This window comes from Bartonella saheliensis, assembly GCF_902162175.1.
In genome coordinates this window covers 132,560-150,756 of record NZ_LR607195.1, presented here as the reverse complement: position 1 = coordinate 150,756, position 18,197 = coordinate 132,560, and the positions used below count along the sequence as shown (strand labels likewise).

At 39.7% G+C, this 18,197-nt stretch carries 17 protein-coding genes and 5 pseudogenes; 11 read left to right on the top strand and 11 right to left on the bottom strand.

The features are described from left to right. Positions 1–11: 11 nt before the first annotated feature. Together cobS and FS875_RS00725 are read right to left on the bottom strand one after the other, a co-directional pair. A complete protein-coding gene (gene cobS, locus FS875_RS00730) occupies positions 12–998 on the bottom strand; it encodes a cobaltochelatase subunit CobS (RefSeq protein WP_144751621.1) in 987 nt (328 codons plus the stop codon). A 349-nt stretch (positions 999–1,347) separates the two neighbouring features. Further along, positions 1,348–1,968 (bottom strand): J domain-containing protein, encoded by a 621-nt coding sequence (locus FS875_RS00725; protein WP_144751619.1) that lies wholly within the window; start codon positions 1,966–1,968, stop codon positions 1,348–1,350. 119 nt (positions 1,969–2,087) lie between these two features. Here FS875_RS00725 and FS875_RS00720 point away from each other — a divergent pair, with 119 nt between their 5' ends. Further along, positions 2,088–2,366: a BolA family protein gene (locus tag FS875_RS00720; protein ID WP_144751616.1), complete on the top strand. Its 279-nt coding sequence runs from the start codon at positions 2,088–2,090 to the stop codon at positions 2,364–2,366. Between the two features lie 128 nt (positions 2,367–2,494). Here the strand turns inward: FS875_RS00720 and FS875_RS10410 are convergent. The 3 genes and pseudogenes from FS875_RS10410 to FS875_RS00705 form a co-directional block, all read right to left on the bottom strand. Continuing rightward, positions 2,495–2,703: pseudogene (locus tag FS875_RS10410) on the bottom strand (Arm DNA-binding domain-containing protein); the annotation flags it as partial. A 216-nt stretch (positions 2,704–2,919) separates the two neighbouring features. Further along, complete coding sequence (locus tag FS875_RS00710) at positions 2,920–3,888, bottom strand: tyrosine recombinase XerC (RefSeq protein WP_144751613.1); 969 nt, start codon at positions 3,886–3,888, stop codon at positions 2,920–2,922. Between the two features lie 3 nt (positions 3,889–3,891). Next, the gene (locus FS875_RS00705; RefSeq protein WP_144751610.1) at positions 3,892–4,701 is read right to left on the bottom strand and encodes a SapC family protein; all 810 of its coding nucleotides are present in this window, start codon (positions 4,699–4,701) and stop codon (positions 3,892–3,894) included. 145 nt (positions 4,702–4,846) lie between these two features. Between FS875_RS00705 and rimM the strand changes: the two genes are divergently transcribed. The 10 genes and pseudogenes from rimM to FS875_RS00655 all read left to right on the top strand — a co-directional run. Continuing rightward, on the top strand, positions 4,847–5,377 hold the full coding sequence (gene rimM / locus FS875_RS00700) for a ribosome maturation factor RimM (RefSeq protein ID WP_144751606.1): 531 nt from the start codon (positions 4,847–4,849) through the stop codon (positions 5,375–5,377). 276 nt (positions 5,378–5,653) lie between these two features. Then, positions 5,654–6,352, top strand: coding sequence for a tRNA (guanosine(37)-N1)-methyltransferase TrmD (trmD, locus tag FS875_RS00695; RefSeq protein ID WP_144751603.1), 699 nt, complete (start codon positions 5,654–5,656; stop codon positions 6,350–6,352). A gap of 216 nt (positions 6,353–6,568) precedes the next feature. Beyond that, positions 6,569–7,009 carry a 50S ribosomal protein L19 gene (rplS, locus tag FS875_RS00690; protein ID WP_144751600.1) on the top strand — a complete coding sequence of 147 codons (441 nt, stop codon included), beginning with the start codon at positions 6,569–6,571 and terminating at the stop codon, positions 7,007–7,009. Positions 7,010–7,487: 478 nt separating this feature from the next. Next, on the top strand, positions 7,488–7,889 hold the full coding sequence (gene sdhC, locus FS875_RS00685) for a succinate dehydrogenase, cytochrome b556 subunit (RefSeq protein WP_144751596.1): 402 nt from the start codon (positions 7,488–7,490) through the stop codon (positions 7,887–7,889). A gap of 18 nt (positions 7,890–7,907) precedes the next feature. Then, positions 7,908–8,294 (top strand): succinate dehydrogenase, hydrophobic membrane anchor protein, encoded by a 387-nt coding sequence (gene sdhD / locus FS875_RS00680; protein WP_144751593.1) that lies wholly within the window; start codon positions 7,908–7,910, stop codon positions 8,292–8,294. Between the two features lie 5 nt (positions 8,295–8,299). Then, positions 8,300–10,144, top strand: a complete 1,845-nt coding sequence (sdhA, locus tag FS875_RS00675) for a succinate dehydrogenase flavoprotein subunit (RefSeq protein WP_144751590.1) — start codon at positions 8,300–8,302, stop codon at positions 10,142–10,144. A gap of 14 nt (positions 10,145–10,158) precedes the next feature. Then, complete coding sequence (locus tag FS875_RS00670; RefSeq protein WP_144751587.1) at positions 10,159–10,938, top strand: succinate dehydrogenase iron-sulfur subunit; 780 nt, start codon at positions 10,159–10,161, stop codon at positions 10,936–10,938. 68 nt (positions 10,939–11,006) lie between these two features. After that, a pseudogene (locus tag FS875_RS10405) lies at positions 11,007–11,305 on the top strand (4Fe-4S dicluster domain-containing protein); the annotation flags it as partial. 68 nt (positions 11,306–11,373) lie between these two features. Beyond that, positions 11,374–11,672, top strand: a pseudogene (locus FS875_RS00660) (4Fe-4S dicluster domain-containing protein); the annotation flags it as partial. A 117-nt stretch (positions 11,673–11,789) separates the two neighbouring features. Continuing rightward, positions 11,790–12,027, top strand: a pseudogene (locus FS875_RS00655) (succinate dehydrogenase iron-sulfur subunit); the annotation flags it as partial. A gap of 1,203 nt (positions 12,028–13,230) precedes the next feature. On the opposite strand, the gene virB11 reads toward FS875_RS00655, so the two are convergent. The 6 genes and pseudogenes from virB11 to FS875_RS10940 form a co-directional block, all read right to left on the bottom strand. Continuing rightward, entirely contained in the window at positions 13,231–14,295 is a 1,065-nt protein-coding gene (gene virB11, locus FS875_RS00650) for a P-type DNA transfer ATPase VirB11 (protein ID WP_207999915.1), read from the bottom strand. After that, positions 14,267–15,451, bottom strand: coding sequence for a type IV secretion system protein VirB10 (gene virB10 / locus FS875_RS00645; protein WP_144751581.1), 1,185 nt, complete (start codon positions 15,449–15,451; stop codon positions 14,267–14,269). The genes virB11 and virB10 overlap by 29 nt, the downstream gene beginning before the upstream one ends. Then, on the bottom strand, positions 15,451–16,257 hold the full coding sequence (virB9, locus tag FS875_RS00640) for a P-type conjugative transfer protein VirB9 (protein WP_144751578.1): 807 nt from the start codon (positions 16,255–16,257) through the stop codon (positions 15,451–15,453). The genes virB10 and virB9 overlap by 1 nt, the downstream gene beginning before the upstream one ends. 13 nt (positions 16,258–16,270) lie before the next feature. Further along, entirely contained in the window at positions 16,271–16,966 is a 696-nt protein-coding gene (locus FS875_RS00635) for a VirB8 family type IV secretion system protein (RefSeq protein WP_144751575.1), read from the bottom strand. Continuing rightward, positions 16,963–17,106, bottom strand: a complete 144-nt coding sequence (locus tag FS875_RS00630; protein ID WP_144751573.1) for a lipoprotein — start codon at positions 17,104–17,106, stop codon at positions 16,963–16,965. The genes FS875_RS00635 and FS875_RS00630 overlap by 4 nt, the downstream gene beginning before the upstream one ends. 211 nt (positions 17,107–17,317) lie before the next feature. Next, positions 17,318–18,156, bottom strand: a pseudogene (locus tag FS875_RS10940) (TrbL/VirB6 family protein). Between the last annotated feature and the right edge of the window lie 41 nt (positions 18,157–18,197).

Sequence of the window (18,197 nt, the reverse complement as noted above, 5' to 3'; positions counted from 1 at the left end):
TGACAGATTCCTTAAGGCGAAACACCATGAATGAGAGATTCAGGAAGCTCTTCTCCAAAGGCACGCTGGTAAAATTCGGCGACCATGGCGCGTTCGAGTTCATCACATTTATTGAGAAAAGTAAGCCGGAAGGCAAAAGCAGCATTTTGAAAAATGGTCGTATTCTCTGCCCATGTGATCACTGTGCGCGGACTCATGACGGTGGAAAGATCTCCATTGATAAAAGATTGGCGTACCATGTCGGCAACATGGACCATTTTGGAAATTATCTTTTTTCCTTCTGTTGTCTGAAAAGATTTGATCTTTGAACAGACAATATCAACTTCTTTATCATGGGGCAAATAATTGAGTATCGTGACAATAGACCAGCGATCCATTTGGGCTTGATTGATTTGTTGTGTACCATGATAAAGCCCTGTGGTATCACCAAGCCCAATGGTATTTGCCGTTGCAAAAAGGCGAAATGCTGGATGAGGCATAATAACACGGCTTTGATCTAGCAAACTAAGGCGCCCGGAAGCTTCAAGGACACGCTGGATGACAAACATAACATCAGGACGTCCCGCATCATATTCATCGAAAACAAGGGCAATATTATTTTGATAAGCCCATGGCAAAATACCTTCTTTAAATTCAGTGATTTGTAAGCCATCTTTTAAAACAATGGCATCTTTTCCCACCAAATCAATACGGCTTACATGACTGTCTAAATTAATGCGGATACAAGGCCAGTTGAGGCGTGCCGCAACTTGTTCAATATGTGTTGATTTCCCTGTACCATGATAGCCAGAAATCATAACACGGCGGTTAAATGCAAAACCTGCTAAAATTGCTAAAGTTGTTTGCTGATCGAAAAGATAATTGGGATCTATATCAGGAACATGCGGGCTTTTTGTACTGAAGGCGGGCACCTTCATATCCGTTTCAATATGAAACAGATCACGAGCACAAAGTATGGTATCAGGCACATTTTCAACTGTAAGCTTTGTTTTTGTCATCGTTTTTCTGGAAGGGAGAGAACGCTATTTCCGTTTGTTGAAAAATGATACAAGAGTTAGACCACTTATGCAATGCCCTATGCTAAAAGTCTTGGATATAAAAGAGATTCTTTGTATTTTATAATATTGGGCAAAAACAAAGAGCGTTCAAGTGAGAGTGAATTTTATAGATACAATTTCCCTTAGCACAAAGCAGATTTCTTGAGAAAAGAATAAGCATATAACAGAACGCGAAAACGCTTTTGTAAAAATACAATTGCCTCTATTGGAGAGAGAATGGTGTTTTTTGATCTTCTCTTTCGTATTTTGTTATAGCTAGAACAAAACAAATCCCTTTGAATGTGTTTTTTTAGCACAAACCAGCTTTTTTGAGAAAATTATAGGCGTGTAACACATCACGAAAACGTTCTTCTGAAGAACGATTGCCACCATTGGAATCAGGGTGATGCTTCTTTACCAGCTCTTTATATTTTGCTTTGATATCTTCAGCTGAAGCATTCGCTGGTAATCCTAATGTATCAAAAGCTTTGGCTTCTAAAGGTTTTAATCTTCGTGATGGATTATTGGTTGAATGACGCCCAGTAAACAGTGTGAAGGGATCACGCATACGATTTTGATAGGCAGCTGTACCAGAACGAATTTGCGCATAATTGGCAGCTGTTTTTTTCGACGTCCCATTACTAAAATCGGTAGGCCATGTTGGGCGATGTCCTGTGAGAGCATCTTTTTGGAACTTGGCAATATCTTTATCACTAAGGCCAGAGAAGTAATTAAAATTTTTATTATAGGCACGCACATGTTCAATGCAAAAATGCAGATACTGCCCTTCGTGATTTCGGCCCGCTGGTGCTTTATGGGATGCCGATTTTTCACATCCTTCCCATTGGCACTGTTGTGTTTCTGCTTCAGCTTTTTGTTTCTTATTGGAGCTGATCCGAATTGAGTCGAATAATTTAGATGTTATTGTCATATCTTTGATTTATGCAAAATCAATTGATTTGACAAGAATTGACTTTTGAAAAAATTATTTTCACATTCGTTTGGTAATGAAAAAATACTTTGTATCGTTCATTTTGTGAAGGAAGAGAAATGTCTACAGAAGTTCAAACAACGATTACGAGAAAGCTTCAAGATGCTTTCCATCCGCAGAAGCTTGAGGTGATTAATGAGAGTCATCTGCATGCAGGACATCCTCATAATGAGCATGCTTTTGACGGTAAAGGAGAAACGCATTTTCGGGTGAAAATCTTCTCTTCTTCTTTTACTGGTATGACGCGTGTGGAAATCCACCGAGCAATTTATCAAGTTTTACAAAAAGAGCTCGCAACATGTGTGCATGCTTTAGCACTTGAAGTTACATCTGTTTAATACTCCTTTTTGTTAAAAGAGTTTTGCGGTGGAGAATAGAGTGTTCAGGTATGAAAAACGCGGAAATCTATTGCGTAATTTTATCTCAGTTTTACAGGCAGAATGCGTAACCTATGCTCCTGCTTTGGTGTTGCATATTCACGTGCTTGTTTTAAAGAAACATCTCTCAAAGCCCCCAATCCCATTTCACGGTAGTGCCCATGAAGAGTATAACGATAAATTCATTGAGCTCCCCCATCTTTACATTTATGAAGAAGCAAGCCGGTACCATCATTATATTTGCTAGCCCTCAACGTTGCGGCAGCCCGTACATTTGAGAGCAATTCATAAGAGCCATTTTTAGTCCTTTCTTAACAGTTTTATCCATACGCTAGTCCCGCTTTTAACGTGCAAACGAATGATTTTGATTGATGCAAGATAAACAGATTTGAAATGAGAGAAATTTATGATATTCGGGGCTCTTATTTAATATGAATAACGATAAATTATGATTATAAATCAATATGTTATCGTTTTACGTTATATCTGTTTATGTTTTCTTCCTATCACTATTCTAAGAACGTGGGTGTGCTTTTTGATAAATTTCCAAGAGATGCTCTGTATCGACGTGGGTGTAGGCTTGTGTGGTGGAAAGGCTCGCATGGCCAAGAAGTTCTTGTATCGTGCGTAGATCTCCTCCTCGTGATAAAAGATGTGTGGCAAAAGAATGGCGCAATGTATGAGGAGTCGCTGTTTCTGGTAAACCAAGGTGTGCTCGTAAGTTGCGCATAGCGCGTTGAATAATGGCCGCTTGTAGGGGGCCACCCCTTGCACCTCGGAACATTGGTTGGTTATCCACTAAAGGATATGGGCAGCATTTAAGATAATTTTGTACGGCTTCCTGAACAACTTTGATGAGAGGAACAAGGCGCGTCTTTCCTCCTTTCCCGGTCACGAATAAGCTTGTTTTTTGGGGATCAGAAAATTGTTCAGGCGTGAGGCTTAAGGCTTCGGATATTCGCATTCCACAGCCATAGAGAAGTACAAAAACAGCAGTATTACGCGCGGTAATCCATGGTTCATTTTCTTGTTGATTTTCTTGTTTGACTAAATGCAGAGCTGATTTTATCGCTAAAGGTTTTGGTAGCGATTTGGAGTGTTTGGGGGTGCGAACAAGTTTCGTAGCAGGAATTTTGACAATTCCCTCACGGGATAAGTAGTTAGAAAAAGAGCGTAAACCCGCCATTCCTCGGCTTAGGGAACGTGCACTTATCTTATTTGTGCGCCGGTAAGAAAGATAAGCGCGTAAATCAACAACACGCAAATTGGCAAGATCATTGAAGGTCGGTTTATGCCCTAAATGTTGACAGAGAAAAGACAAAAATTGCCGCGTATCACGTTCATAGGCTTCTACAGTTTTAACAGCCATGCGACGTGTTTCTAGCAAACAGTCTAGCCAATTTTTTCTTGCGGCTAAAACAGCATGGTCCGCTGGAATGAGAGGAATATTTTCATCTTTTCTCGTGTCATCTTTTATATGCATTTCTTAATTGAGAGTTTCTTTCTTGGTAGGTTCTTCACTCTTCTCATTTTGTGATTGTTCTCCACTATTGGCAAGCTGCTTTTCACCTTTGAGAGAGAGTATCTTTAAAAGATTATTCGTTGACATCAGATGTGCAAAGATCAATCCTAAAAAGCCGTTCTTATGGAGTTTGGCAAGTTGGCTTGCGGAGAGCTTATTCAGTTTTTCTTCATCCACAATCCAAAAATGCTCTAATTGCGCCGAAAGACCTTTGTCGTTTTTCACATTGATGGATTTTTGACTGAGAAGATCCATTTCCACAAGAGCGTCAATAAATTCAGCCGTTTTTTCCATAGCGATTTTAAAGCTTTCAAGAAAACGAATGCGCTCCTCCATAAAAGGAGAAATAGAACCATCAGAATTAAAAAGTTCTGTGCCGGCAACTTCATTAAACATGCCTGATTTTTGATCAAAGCAAACAGAAAGCTCTTTTTCATTGCTAATTTGGGCAAGAACAAAAGGATAACGGCGGACAAAAGCTGGAACATAAGTATTTGTTTTCCAACTTTTATCAGAGTCTATATAGTCATTTTCATCATTAGAAAGACCAACAAGAGCAGCGGATGTATAGTGCCGTTTCTTTTGTTCGTCTTCTGCTGACATAAATAAAATGGGATAGTCTAGTGCTGCTTGAAAATATTCGCTACTTGCTAAAGGAACCCAGTGGGTATCTTTGGCGAAAGACATATCACTTGGAGGGGCAAATTTAAGGTTTTTATGAGAAATTTTGTTGATTGGGGTGATATCTTTGTAAAATAGCATAACATTTGCCATAAGACTTCTCCTTATATTGATTTGTTTATTAATTTGCTGTTGTTACCAAGAAAGGTCTTTTGAGGAAGATTGTCTTCATTATGGCAACAAAATTGAACAGAAAATTACACGTGAAAGATTCGTTTCTGAGAGATAATATTTTTGCATGAAGTATAATAAAAAAAAGCTTAAAAATAAAGTCTATCTTGCCATTATTGGTCCCGCCCATGGTATAAAAGGAGATGTTTTGATGAAAGTCTTGAGTGCTAAGCCAGAGCATTTAAAGACTTACGGTGTTCTTTATGATGATATGGGGCACTGTTATGAAATTGTAACTCTTCGTGTACAAAAAAATAATGCCATTGTGCATTTTAAAGGAATTGAAGATCGCAATGCTGCGGAAAATTTAAAAGGTATTCGCTTATATGTTACCCGTGATCAATTGCTAGAGGATTTGACAGAGGATGAATTTTATCAAGTCGATTTAATTGGGCTTCGTATTCAAGATGATGTTGGTCAAATCCTGGGCGAGGTGAGTGGCTTTTTTAATTTTGGTGCTGGTGATTTGCTTGAAATGCGTTTGAATACTGGTAAAACTGTGCTTATTCCCTTTAGTAAAGCAGCAGTACCAGAAATTTGCCTTGCTGCTGGCTTTTTGGTTGTTGACCCGGTGGCTGCTGGTCTAAGGGATCAGTGAGATCATAACTTGAATCCCAAAATGAAAGTGAAGCCATAAAATAAAAGGGGAAAAGGTATGTAAAAATGCGCTCTCATTATGGGTGAAAACACTTTAATCCTAAAATGTTTGCTAGATTTTTGGATTATTCCTCAGTAAGACACACTTTAAAGTAGAGAGGATGCTGAATCCAGAGGAGATGAGTGCTGTTGTTTTGAATAAAGAGCATTGTTGATGTGAGTTGTTTGATATGGGTATTTGTACAGCTTGGGATGACAAGATAGAGAAAGAATAAAAATGAAGTTTCAAGCACGCATTTTAACACTTTATCCTGAAATGTTTCCTGGATTTTTGGGTTATTCTTTAGCCGGACAAGCTTTAGAGCGAGGAATATGGTCTCTGGAGACAGTGCAGATTAGAGACTTTGCTTTGGATAAGCACCATAGTGTTGATGATACACCAGCTGGTGGTGGAGCTGGTATGGTTATGCGGGCGGATGTGTTAGCGGCTGCGTTGGATAGTTGTCCAAGTGATTCGCCAAGGTTGTTGATGAGTCCTCGTGGACGACCTTTTGACCAAACTTATGCCCGTTCTCTGGCACAGGAGGCGGGGGTGACATTGGTTTGTGGCCGTTTTGAAGGTGTCGATGAACGGGTCATAGAAGCGCGGAAATTGGAAGAGGTATCTATTGGAGATTATATTCTTTCAGGGGGCGAAACGGCGGCATTGGTGCTCTTAGATACTATTATACGTTTGCTGCCTGGTGTGATGGGCAATGAGGCTTCTGCAAAATGTGAAAGCTTTGAGAATGGTTTGCTGGAATATCCTCAGTATACACGACCTGCTCTCTTTGAAGGACGCCCTATTCCGCAAGTGTTAACATCAGGGCATCACAAAGCTATTGCTGATTGGCGCCAACTGCAAGCTGAACTGTTAACGCGTCAACGGCGTCCTGATCTTTATGCGCGTTATGAGAAAAATCGTCAGAAAACTTGATTCATATCGTAAGGTGGTGTATGCCATAGCTCTCTTTTGAGAGAATTTTTTTATAAAGGTTTTTCTGTAGTTCCAAAATTAAAATGAAGGAATGGTGTATTCGCTCCTGTGTCATGCATAGCCTAAAGAGTGTTTTTGTCTTTAATTTAAGATAAACTTTTTTTGGCAAGAGTTGAGCGCTCTGACTGTTCGATAAAGAACATGAAGGATAAAGAAATGAATATTATCGCACAGCTCGAAGCTGAACAATGTGCAAAAATTGAAGCAAAACGCCAACTGCCAGCTTTTCAACCAGGAGATACCGTGCGTGTTATGGTGCGCGTGACTGAAGGTACTCGTACGCGTATTCAAGCTTATGAAGGAATTTGTATTGCACGTTCCGGTGGTGGGTTAAATGAAACTTTTACAGTGCGCAAAATTTCTTATGGTGAGGGTGTTGAACGGGTCTTTCCGGTTTATTCTCCCCTTATTGAGGGTGTTGAGTTGGTGCGCAAAGGGAAAGTGCGTCGTGCAAAACTCTATTATCTTCGTGGCTTAAGAGGTAAAGCGGCTCGTATCGCTGAAAAGAGAGATTACCGCAAAAAAGGTGAAAAACTTACTGAGACTGTCAATGCAGCAGCTGGAAGCGAAAATGCAGCAACGCAAACCGCTGAGTAATAACTGCGTTTGCTAGAATCTATGCAAAAGTAGCTTTATAGTGTGCATTTGCATCTCCACGATTCATATATTCTGTTAAAAAACGACCTTGAGAGTGCACAACAATATCAAGACTCTCAAAGTCTTTGTGTTTTATTTTTTTATTGCTGTTGGAACGCAAATATTCTTAGAGATATTGTTGATATTTAAAAGGGGACATTAGTATACTTGAAAAAATGGATATTTATATTTGAGAAACCATATTAGACCTTTGACGTGAAGATAAAATTGTATTAAATTAAAGCACGTTTTGCGGCTATATGCTTGTAAAACAATCGGTTTTTTTATGCGTGACCTTTAATCCGTTATTTGAGACAACCGACCTGTAATATCGGCATCTTGAAATGCCAAATAAATGAAATGATAATGCACTTTCTCGTTTTGTGCGAATCTTATCGCTCATAATGTGGTTGCAGTAAAAGCCAGGTCAGGATATTTTATGGCAAAGACAGTTAGGATAAAAGAGCGCCCGCGTTCTCCTCATATAAGTGTTTATCGTTGGACCATCACGATGGCGATGTCAATTGCACATCGTATTACCGGTATGGCTCTCTATTTTGGAATGGTCTTGCTCGCTGTTTGGTTAATGGCAGTTGCTTGTGGAGCTGAGGCATTTAAAACAGTTCAGGAGATTTATGGTTCTTGGCCGGGGCTTTGTATCTTGTTTCTTTATACCCTCGCTGGAGTTCACCACATGGTTGGTGGACTTCGTCACATCATTTGGGATTTGAAACCTTGCCTTTTAGATAAAAAAAAGGCAACGCTAACCGCTTGGGCAACAGTGTTTATTTCTCTTATTGTTACTCTTGTGATTTGGACTATTGGATATAGCATTGTTTAGCTGGGGGTGGAGAGAGCTATGAAAAAAGATTTTCGAACGGAACTTGCCAAAGTACGTGGGCGTGGAAGTGCGCATGAGGGAACAGAGCATTTTTGGTTACAGCGTTTGACAGGTTTTATAAATTTACCACTTTTGGTCTTTTTTATTGTTCTTATTTTTTCATTGGCTGGAAAGGATTATAGCGTGGTGCGTGCACGGCTTGCACATCCTGTTGTGGCTATTTTAATGGGATTGCTTACAATTTCAGTGCTTTATCATATGAAGCTTGGAATGCAGGTGGTGATTGAGGATTATATTCCACGCGAAGGTTTTCGAATATTTTTTCTGGCATTAAATATTTTATTTTGTTTTGTTTTGGGGGGTATTATCATTTTTGCTCTTTTGAAAATTGCGTTAGGGGGTTAACGGATATGGAAAGTAAAATATCATCTCTTGGCGCAAAAGCAGGGAATGCTCCTTATTGCACTGTTGATCATAAATTTGATGTTGTGGTTGTTGGGGCAGGAGGTGCAGGATTGCGGGCAACACTTGGGATGGCAGAGCAAGGATTAAAAACAGCCTGTATCACAAAAGTTTTTCCAACAAGATCACATACCGTTGCAGCGCAAGGGGGTATTGCAGCTTCGCTTTCCAATATGGGACCTGACAATTGGCAGTGGCATTTATACGATACCGTGAAAGGATCTGATTGGTTGGGCGATACCGATGCAATGGAATATTTGGTACGTAATGCACCTGCTGCTGTCTATGAATTAGAGCATTATGGGGTGCCTTTTTCACGGACGCAAGAAGGTAAAATTTATCAACGTCCTTTTGGTGGGCATACGACACAGTTTGGTGAAGGTCCCCCTGTGCAGAGAACTTGTGCAGCAGCTGATCGCACAGGACATGCGATTTTGCATACACTTTATGGACAAAGCTTAAAACATAATGCGCAGTTCTTTATTGAGTATTTTGCGCTTGATCTCATCATGACTGATGGTGTGTGTACGGGAGTTGTGGCTTGGAACCTCGATGATGGTACAATACACCGTTTTTCTGCCAAGATGGTTGTTCTTGCAACCGGTGGTTATGGACGTGCTTATTTCTCAGCAACATCGGCGCATACCTGTACGGGTGATGGGGGGGGAATGATTGCACGTGCTGGATTACCTCTTCAGGATATGGAGTTTGTGCAATTTCATCCTACAGGCATTTATGGTTCTGGCTGTCTTATTACAGAAGGGGCGCGCGGTGAAGGTGGCTATTTGATCAATTCTGAGGGCGAACGCTTTATGGAACGCTATGCACCTTCCTTTAAGGATTTGGCTTCACGGGATTTGGTTTCACGCTGTATAACCCTTGAAATTCGTGAAGGACGTGGCGTTGGTCCAAGAAAAGATCATATCCATTTGGTTCTAAACCATATTGATCCCGCTATCTTGCATGAACGTTTACCAGGGATTTCCGAATCCGCTCGAATCTTTGCTGGTGTTGATGTGACAAAAGAACCTATCCCTATCTTGCCTACCGTTCATTACAATATGGGCGGTATTCCTACCAATTACTATGGGGAAGTTCTTAATCCAACAGCTGATTCGCCTGATCGTGTTCAACCAGGGTTGATGGCGGTGGGAGAGGCTGGATGTGCCTCTGTTCATGGTGCTAATCGTTTGGGATCAAATTCATTAATTGATCTTGTCGTGTTTGGTCGTGCTGCAGCAATTCGTGCTGGTGAAGTGATTGATCGAGATGCGGAAATTCCACCTCTTAATGAGATTGCTTGTGATGAAATTATCGCGCGTTTTGATCGATTACGCTTTGCTCAAGGAACAACGCCAACAGCTGTCTTGCGTGAAAAAATGCAACGCACAATGCAAGAAGATGCTGCTGTCTTCCGTACGGAAGATTCTTTGCAACAAGGATGTCGACGAATAAGTCAAATTTGGGGTGAATTGGCCGATCTCAAAGTCACAGATCGCTCATTGATATGGAATTCTGATTTGGTCGAAACATTAGAGCTTGAAAATCTGATGGCCAACGCAATTACCACTGTTTATTCTGCAGAGGCCCGTTTAGAAAGTCGGGGCGCTCATGCACGTGAAGATTATCCAGAGCGGGACGATAAAAATTGGCGAAAACACACGCTTTCTCATTTGTCTAAAGATGGTAAGGTAACTTTGTCCTATCGACCTGTCCATGTTGATCCACTAACAGCTGAAGAAGATGGTGGGATCGACTTAAAGCGCATTGCACCTAAAAAACGTGTTTACTAAGGGGAGAATGAATTATGGTACAAATTAAACTTCCCAAAAATTCTCAAGTAAAGCCAGGCAAGGTGTGGCCTAAACCTGAAGGTGCTACGCAACTAACAGAATTTCATGTTTATCGTTGGTCACCTGATGATGAGGAAAATCCACATTTGGATACCTATTATGTAGATCGTTCCGCTTGTGGGCCTATGATTCTGGATGGGCTTTTGTTTATTAAGAATCATATTGATCCAACTTTAACACTTCGCCGATCATGCCGTGAAGGTATTTGTGGTTCTTGTGCCATGAATATTGATGGATTCAATACGTTAGCTTGTACCAAAGGTATGGATGATGTAAAACACCCCATTAAGGTCTATCCTTTGCCTTCTATGCCGGTGGTAAAAGATCTGGTTCCTGATTTGAAGCGCTTTTATGCACAACATCGTGTGATTGAACCTTGGTTGCAAACCGTTTCACCTGAACCTGCTAAAGAATGGTTACAAAGTTATTCTGACCGGCAAAAAATTGATGGTCTTTATGAGTGTATTTTATGCGCCTGTTGTCAAACATCATGTCCGAGTTATTGGTGGAACGGTGATCGTTATTTGGGGCCAGCCATTCTGCTCCAAGCTTATCGTTGGATTGCTGATTCACGTGATGAGATGTGTGGGGAGCGTCTTGATAATTTAGAAGATCCTTTTCGCCTTTATCGCTGCCATACAATTATGAATTGTGCACAAACTTGTCCAAAGGGATTAAATCCAGCAAAAGCAATTGCTGAGATTAAAAAACTCATGGTTGAACGGCGCCTTTAAAAGTTCATCAGTTTATGCGGGTAAAGGAGGGGATGTAGAGTTCTTCGCTATTTTGTACTTTTTTGCCCAAAAGAGACAGTCTTTATGCATGTATTTGGTTTGCCTATAGTGAGATCCTCGTGTCCGCGTTATTGCTGGAACGGTGATTGCACTTTGGGGCCAGCCATTCTGCTCCAAGCTTATCGTTGGATTGGCTCACTCACGTTGATGAGATGTGTGGGGAGCATCTTGATAATTTGAGAGAATCCTTTTCAACTTTATCGCTGCCATACTATTGATGAATTGTGCACAAACTTGTCCAAAGGGATTAAATCTAGCAAAAGCAATTGCTGAGATTAAAAAACGCGTGGTTGAACGGCGCCTTTAAAAGTTCATCAGTTCATGCGGGTAAAGGAGGGGATGTAGAATTTTTCGCTATTTTGTACTTTTTTGCCCAAAAGAGACAGTCTTTATGCATGTATTTGGTTTGCCTATAGTCAGATCCTCGTGTCCGCATTATTGCTGGAACGGTGATTGTATTTTGGAGCCAGCCATTCTGCTCCAAGCTTATCGTTGGATTAGCTCACTCACATTGATGAGATGTGTGGGGAGCGTCTTGATAATTTGAGAGGATCCTTTTCGCCTTTATCGCTGCCATACTATTGATGAATTGTGCACAAACTTGTCCAAAGGGATTAAATCCAGCAAAAGCAATTGCTGAGATTAAAAAACGCGTGGTTGAACGGCGCCTTTAAAAGTTCATCAGTTCATGCGGGTAAAGGAGGGGATGTAGAATTCTTCGCTATTTTGTACTTTTTTGCCCAAAAGAGACAGTCTTGATGCATGTATTTGGTTTGCCTATAGTCAGATTCTCGTGTCCGCGTTATTGCTGGAACGGTGATTACACTTTGGGGCCAGCCATTCTGCTCCAAGCTTATCGTTGGATTGGCTCACTCGCGTGATGAGATGTGTGGGGAGCGTCTTGATAATTTGAGAGGATCCTTTTCACCTTTATCGTTGCTATACTATTGATGAATTGTACATTAAACTTGTCTAAAGGGATTGAATCCAGCAAAAGCAATTGCTGAGATTAAAAAACGCATGATTGACGGCGCCTTTAGAAACTTATTCATTATAAGTACAATGTGGGAAGCGGGGAAGTATGTATTTTTTCGCTCTTTAGGATGATGCAGAGGATTAAATCTATAAAAGCTTATTGGCTTTGATATGTGCTTTATCCCTTTTAAAAAGGGATACCCCTTTTTTTAATAAAGAAAATATTTGCAATATAGAATAACAAGCTGGAAGAAATGAGCATTGCCTGAACAGTTTTGGTTTTCATAGAAATTATGCTTATTCCTGATGAATTTTCACGAGTAACTCATTTTGTATTCTTTTATATTCCTGTGCAGAAAAGAGGCATTTTGGCTGTTATTTAAATTTATTTTCTGTTGTCCAAGATATTTCTGAACATGAGAGAGAGCTTTTGAAAAGTGCTAACGATAGAGTGCGTCACTGTTGGGTTGTTTATATGGCATGGTCATTAAAAAATTCTTCTTGTTATATTCATTCTCTCATAGTTTTTGAATAGGAAAGACTAGCTATTATGATTTTTCAAACGAAATTTTGCATGCACAATCGTTTTTGTAGTTAGAAAGTGATCTGTAATGTTGTAAAATCATGCTAAAAAGTAAGTTGAGTTTTTATCAAAAAGTAATAAAATCATTTTCAAGATATTTTTAGAGGCAAATAAGGTTTGTCATAAAAAATAGAAGATGGTGCAAAGAAAACTTTAATGGAATTTGCTCGTAATTACATGGTAATGAGAGGCAATGTATTATCGATCAACAAATTGGCATGTGATTTGTTTCTGCTAAATTGTTTTAATGCATTAAGTTGTTCGTGCCGGTAGATTATATAAAGGATTCGTTCGATTAACAGATAGCTATGTTGATGACGTGAAAGTGAAATGTAGACTTTTTAAACAATCAGTTATCGTCTTTATGACAATAATGGTTTATTTTTTACTCATGAAAATATTTCATAGCAGTCCCATTGAGATATAAATTAAAAACCATTTCTTATTGTTGCATAAAAACATAGGTTTCAAAAATGAATGAAATTTCGTGCAATAAGAACCTTATGTGTGATTCAACTTTTCTCGTGGAGTTATCGCATTAATTTATTTTCTCCTCTGTTCCGAAAAGATTCATCAGAAAAATAAATGGAGGAGAAAGCTTATTTCATAAGGCTCAAAAAAACCGCGACAATTTGTCGCGGGTGTTATTGTCTGTCTAATACTGAAGAGCTTTCTTAAACAATCTTTGATTTAGAAAAAATTGGATCATAAAATACTTCAGAGAGTTTTCTATCTTTGAAAAACAATATCACATCCACTGTTGTGTAAAGCACTATTTTTATCATTTCTAGATCAAGCTGACGGCCAACTTCCGATCTTTTGATCAATGTGGCACACCGTTCAAAGGTTTGCAAAGCATTGTTGGCATGCGTTGTTGTAATTGATCCTGGATGCCCAGTGTTCAACGAGTTGAGATATTCCCATGCTTCGTTCCCACGCAATTCGGCAAGAAAAATTCGATCAGGCGATTGACGCAAACACGCATCTAAGCATTCATCAGCTGGAACACGACCTGCACCATTACCATAAAGCATATGAACGTGATTAGGATGATTGGGTAGAAAAAGTTCATGAACATCCTCAATGGTGATAATGCGTTCTTCTATGGGTACCTTTTCAATGAGCGAGCGAGCAAATGTTGTTTTACCCGATCCTGTTTTTCCAGCAATGATGATATTGCGTTTGTGGAGTACGCATTCTTTCAAAAATTCAAGAATTTTTTTCTCACGTTTGAGACTTAAGAGTTGTACTTCAAATGGCTCTAGCCGCGCGAAATCCTGCTTTGATAACAAGCTATTTGCTTCCTTTTCTGAAGGCTTATTAAAGCTTACATCAGCAAAATTATCAAATGCACCTTCCTTTTCAAGCTCCTCAAGCGTCTTAACCGTAAGGGAATGCTTGCGAATTACAAAAGATAGTGTGCCATCAATGACAGCTGGTGTTTGTACAATTGTACCACGTTGTCCACCAGGTAAACGTACATAATTAATGCTTCTGGGAGCCATACCATTATAAACGATCAAAGCCGTAATAAGCGTTTGTAAAAAAGCAGTCGTTAATTCTGGTACATCGTGTACCTGCCAACCCTCAAAGCTTTTTGTCCATACTTCACAGGGGCGGCAGATCGATACTTCAGTAACTTTCGGATCTTCTAAGAAATGATCAAGTGGTTGCAGAAGTTGTGCAACTGCTTGATCTTTCTGTATTTTATTAACGTGTAACGAGGTTGTAGACATCACTGAAATCCAAATCCCGAGCAACAAAAATATTTACGCGCTCACCTTGATTCTTATAAAGTGTTGGCGGAATGTTAATGGAGTTTTGAAGAACATCGTTCACTATCGACTGAGCATTCTGCACACCTTGGGGTAGTGTTTGTTCTTGATTCTCTTTATTCTCTTTATTTTTTGTATCTCTTCGCCAAACTTTGTCTTTTACCCATTCTCCTAAATCACCGATTATGCTTACCATGATTGCGCCACCAAATCGTTGCCAAAAATGAGTATCAACCCAACCACCTATACCAGCTTCGCCAAGAGGGCCAGTACCGGGTGAGTCAAGATTGACGATAACACCAGAAGGTGTTTCAATACGTGACCATTGTACGAAAACACGCGTTTGCCCTTGTTGTATGCCGCTCTGGTAAAAACCAACAACTTTAGAACCACGATCGAGCAAAACAACTCGGCCACTTGTAGAATAAACATCACGTGTTAAATGACATGTTGTCATACCCGGTTGCGTGGTAATAATTTTTGTCTCTAAGGTGCAATCTATTTGTGTGCCCTGCGTAATCAAGAGATCACGATTGCGGAGTTGTGCAGCATATGATTGACCTAACCGTACGGGCTGTAGGTGGTCGAATAATACACCACTATTTTGATCATTGTTAGATGCTTTATTTTTTGAATTTTCTGTAGAGCCTTCACTACTGCCACCGTTATTTAGACCAGAACTCAACATACGCTTGCGTGCCAATTCTTCAGAATCTTGTATCAAATGTGGTGGCATCGTTGTCTGGAGAAGTTTCGTTAAAGCTGCAGGAATCTCCGATGTTTGGTCTTCTGTTTGTATTGTTTTTTCACTTTCCTCCACTTTTGGTTCTTCTATAACACGCGGGGTATAACTCGGTATAATTTGCTGTACCGTCTGCTGCAGCTTTTCTTCTTCAACTTCTACACTATTGCGCATTTTTAAAGCTTTCCAAGTCAGGGCAATTGGTACCGCTATTATGACAACGAATCCTATCATTAACAAAGCACGCGCACCAGGAATGGTTGGACGGCGTTCCAAACCTAATTCAGAGCTCCCATAAGCACCTTCGATATGTGTTTGCTCAATATAATCTGATTCCGTATTTTTGTTGATTTCATCCCCTTTCTTATCACCAAACATTATTTTCCTCCTTTATTAACGCGATGAACCCTCGAAGACACTGTTCCTGTTGTGTTTGGTATACCATTAGGGTCATAGGCTTCATTAAAAACAGCTAAAGCACGCTTACCAAGTCGTACAAGCCACTTAGGATTAATCTTATGAACGGCAATAATATCATTAGAACTGCCTACCACAGTACGCGGTATGAGGCTTTCATTACCTTCAGCATCCACCACGTAAATTGATGGCATGTCCATATTGGCAGGAAACTTGAAATAGGTAATACGTCCATTATCCCAAACGTTGATCGGAGCGATATCTTGATTGCCGCTCATGGTGTAACTGAGGTTATAACCTTTCACTCCTTGGTGAAAAGCACGTTCAATGGTAAGACGATGAGTGTTTTCATCCACTTTTTGGGTATTTGTATCGGGATATTGGAAAGCTAATTCGTAGGTTGCTCCAGCACGGTCATTTCGAAACTGTAGTCGAAATTTATAGCTACGTTTGTCAGTCACAACAATGAGATTCGTATTAGCTAGTTCTGCTTTGGGTTTAATAAAGATATGTCGTCCTTTATGGGCAAAAGCATAGGCATCTGAGTCACCAAAGGCATGGGTGATATACTGTTCACCTTCTTCAAGGATAATATGTGTTGCCACACCAAGAACAGTTTCAATTTGAACGACATCAGCTACATTATACATGACATAGCGAATGCGATGATCATATTGTGAATTAGAGGGAGTTTTAAGTGCTTGTACAGGTACTGTATAAAGAGAGGAAAATGAAGACAGTAGAGCAACGAACACAAATTTTTTCATAATAATCAATTCCTTAATTATTCAACAGTATTTCCGGGTCAGTACGGTAACTGGTTACTTGGAAACCAAGTGGGTTAAGCAATCGATCAGATGATTTCATGGGAGCACCAACATATGTGTAACCAATTGTTGCGATCTGGTGTTGTTTTGGCCCAACTGCACCACTGCTTTCATGTTGTTGCGTGGTGAAACGCACGGTTGCTTGACCACGTCCATTTGGCTGAATTGAACGTACTTTAACTGTGATGCGCGCTTTATTAGAAAGCACTTTGTCACGTGCACCTTCACCTTCATAGATTTTATAAAATTCTTGTTGAACAGCTGCAGCACTTAAAAGTGCTGTTGTGTCATAGTTCAACTGAATGGTGTCGTAGTCGTAAGTTTCACGATTAAGAACATATTGATTGAGCCAATATCTGTCTACAACCTCACCATAGCTGGTCTCATGCTCGCGCATCACAGAAATTACATCAACCGCACCAGTTGTGTTATCAACGCGTAGCACTAAAGGCGTTGGAGCTGGTTGGGAGAAACCAACGACGCCACATATCATGCCAAACAACCCAAAAATGCCAACGGCACCTGCGACACGCCATGCTGTTTTACGCGATTTTACAAATTCATTTATGAGTTCACGCTCTAAGCCTCTGCTTTCTTCATAATAACTATTAAGTTGTTGGGCTTGTACTGGTTTAACTTGTTTTTTCATATGGTTCCTCGCTGAATTTCGGCAGGGACTGTTTTATTAATAGGTATACGGTTCCAATCACTTGGTTGTTTTAGCTTTGGAGCTAATCCGCAAGCGGATAAAATATTTACAATCAAAATTGTAAAAATGATTTTTTTCATTTTAATACTCCTACTTTACAACTGTAATGTATGCTTTTAGCACTTTTTTATCGTTATTTCAATTTTGATTATAAAATATATTTCCTATAATTGTGTTTATTATTTCTTTATTGTTTATGGAAATGTTCAGGCATAGTGCAGATATTTTTTTACTGGTTAGCTAATTTATTGTTTGATTACGTGGTTATTAAAGATTATTTTTTGCTGTCTCTCATTTCCATAGATGCCTAATGTAATATCTTTGCTAGAGCATTGGTAATGGTTGATAGCTTGAATAACACAGTACAATAGAGATAATGGATAAGATGAGGGTCCTCACCAAGAACATAACACACATTTTGTTGTTCATTAAATTTCAAATCAGTTATATAATTTGCAAAGATATTCATTATCAGACTAAATATGGTTGCTAGAAGTATCAAGGAGATTGTATAGCTTAGAATTTGAGTTACCCATTTTGCGAAAAACTGACAGGTTGGTTGCCAGAACGAGGCAATGATGAGGAATGGTCCAAATTCTATCAGAAGCACAAATGCGATTTTTGTGACTATGATGAATGCACCACTCGATTGCTGTTAAGAAGCTTGTTGCAAGCAAGATAAGAATACCAAAGAGGCTGTAAAGGAGCCTATCAGTGTTTAAGAAAGCTGCTTCTTTGAAAGCTGTGCTTGCACTTTCGAATTCTTTTTTGGTGACTTTATCAATCAAGTTGGTTAATTGCTTATTGTCGTTCGGACTCTTTATGAGCACGGCTGATAAGTCATGAGGCATTTTTGTTATTACAGTCGCGGTTTCTGGTTGATAAAGTCCTGCAGTTAGGGCAAAAGAAGTGATAATGCTCACTTGCAGGCAACGGCTTAGGAACCTAGGGAGTGGTATATCTATTGCACTACGCATGATGAGCAGTCCGTATACGATGAAAGATATAGTGAGACCGACTGATACGAAAGGTGTAATTGTAGCGACTGCTTTTGAGGAGATCTCCGTAACATATGTCGCTGTTGCTTTATCGATAGTATCGAAAAGCTGTGTGAACATTTGAAAACTCATGACCTTCCTCTTTAGTGAATTATCATTTTCGTGTGTTGCTA

Excerpts from the sequence above, each read along its gene's own strand:
- rimM (WP_144751606.1), top strand. The coding sequence starts at position 4,847 with ATGAAGTATAATAAAAAAAAGCTTAAAAATAAAGTCTATCTTGCCATT.
- FS875_RS00635 (WP_144751575.1), bottom strand. The coding sequence starts at position 16,966 with ATGAAAAAACAAGTTAAACCAGTACAAGCCCAACAACTTAATAGTTAT.
- sdhA (WP_144751590.1), top strand. The coding sequence starts at position 8,300 with ATGGAAAGTAAAATATCATCTCTTGGCGCAAAAGCAGGGAATGCTCCT.
- virB10 (WP_144751581.1), bottom strand. The coding sequence starts at position 15,451 with ATGTTTGGTGATAAGAAAGGGGATGAAATCAACAAAAATACGGAATCA.
- virB9 (WP_144751578.1), bottom strand. The coding sequence starts at position 16,257 with ATGAAAAAATTTGTGTTCGTTGCTCTACTGTCTTCATTTTCCTCTCTT.
- sdhC (WP_144751596.1), top strand. The coding sequence starts at position 7,488 with ATGGCAAAGACAGTTAGGATAAAAGAGCGCCCGCGTTCTCCTCATATA.
- rplS (WP_144751600.1), top strand. The coding sequence starts at position 6,569 with ATGAATATTATCGCACAGCTCGAAGCTGAACAATGTGCAAAAATTGAA.
- FS875_RS00725 (WP_144751619.1), bottom strand. The coding sequence starts at position 1,968 with ATGACAATAACATCTAAATTATTCGACTCAATTCGGATCAGCTCCAAT.
- FS875_RS00630 (WP_144751573.1), bottom strand. The coding sequence starts at position 17,106 with ATGAAAAAAATCATTTTTACAATTTTGATTGTAAATATTTTATCCGCT.
- FS875_RS00710 (WP_144751613.1), bottom strand. The coding sequence starts at position 3,888 with ATGCATATAAAAGATGACACGAGAAAAGATGAAAATATTCCTCTCATT.
- FS875_RS00720 (WP_144751616.1), top strand. The coding sequence starts at position 2,088 with ATGTCTACAGAAGTTCAAACAACGATTACGAGAAAGCTTCAAGATGCT.
- cobS (WP_144751621.1), bottom strand. The coding sequence starts at position 998 with ATGACAAAAACAAAGCTTACAGTTGAAAATGTGCCTGATACCATACTT.
- FS875_RS00705 (WP_144751610.1), bottom strand. The coding sequence starts at position 4,701 with ATGGCAAATGTTATGCTATTTTACAAAGATATCACCCCAATCAACAAA.
- FS875_RS00670 (WP_144751587.1), top strand. The coding sequence starts at position 10,159 with ATGGTACAAATTAAACTTCCCAAAAATTCTCAAGTAAAGCCAGGCAAG.
- sdhD (WP_144751593.1), top strand. The coding sequence starts at position 7,908 with ATGAAAAAAGATTTTCGAACGGAACTTGCCAAAGTACGTGGGCGTGGA.
- trmD (WP_144751603.1), top strand. The coding sequence starts at position 5,654 with ATGAAGTTTCAAGCACGCATTTTAACACTTTATCCTGAAATGTTTCCT.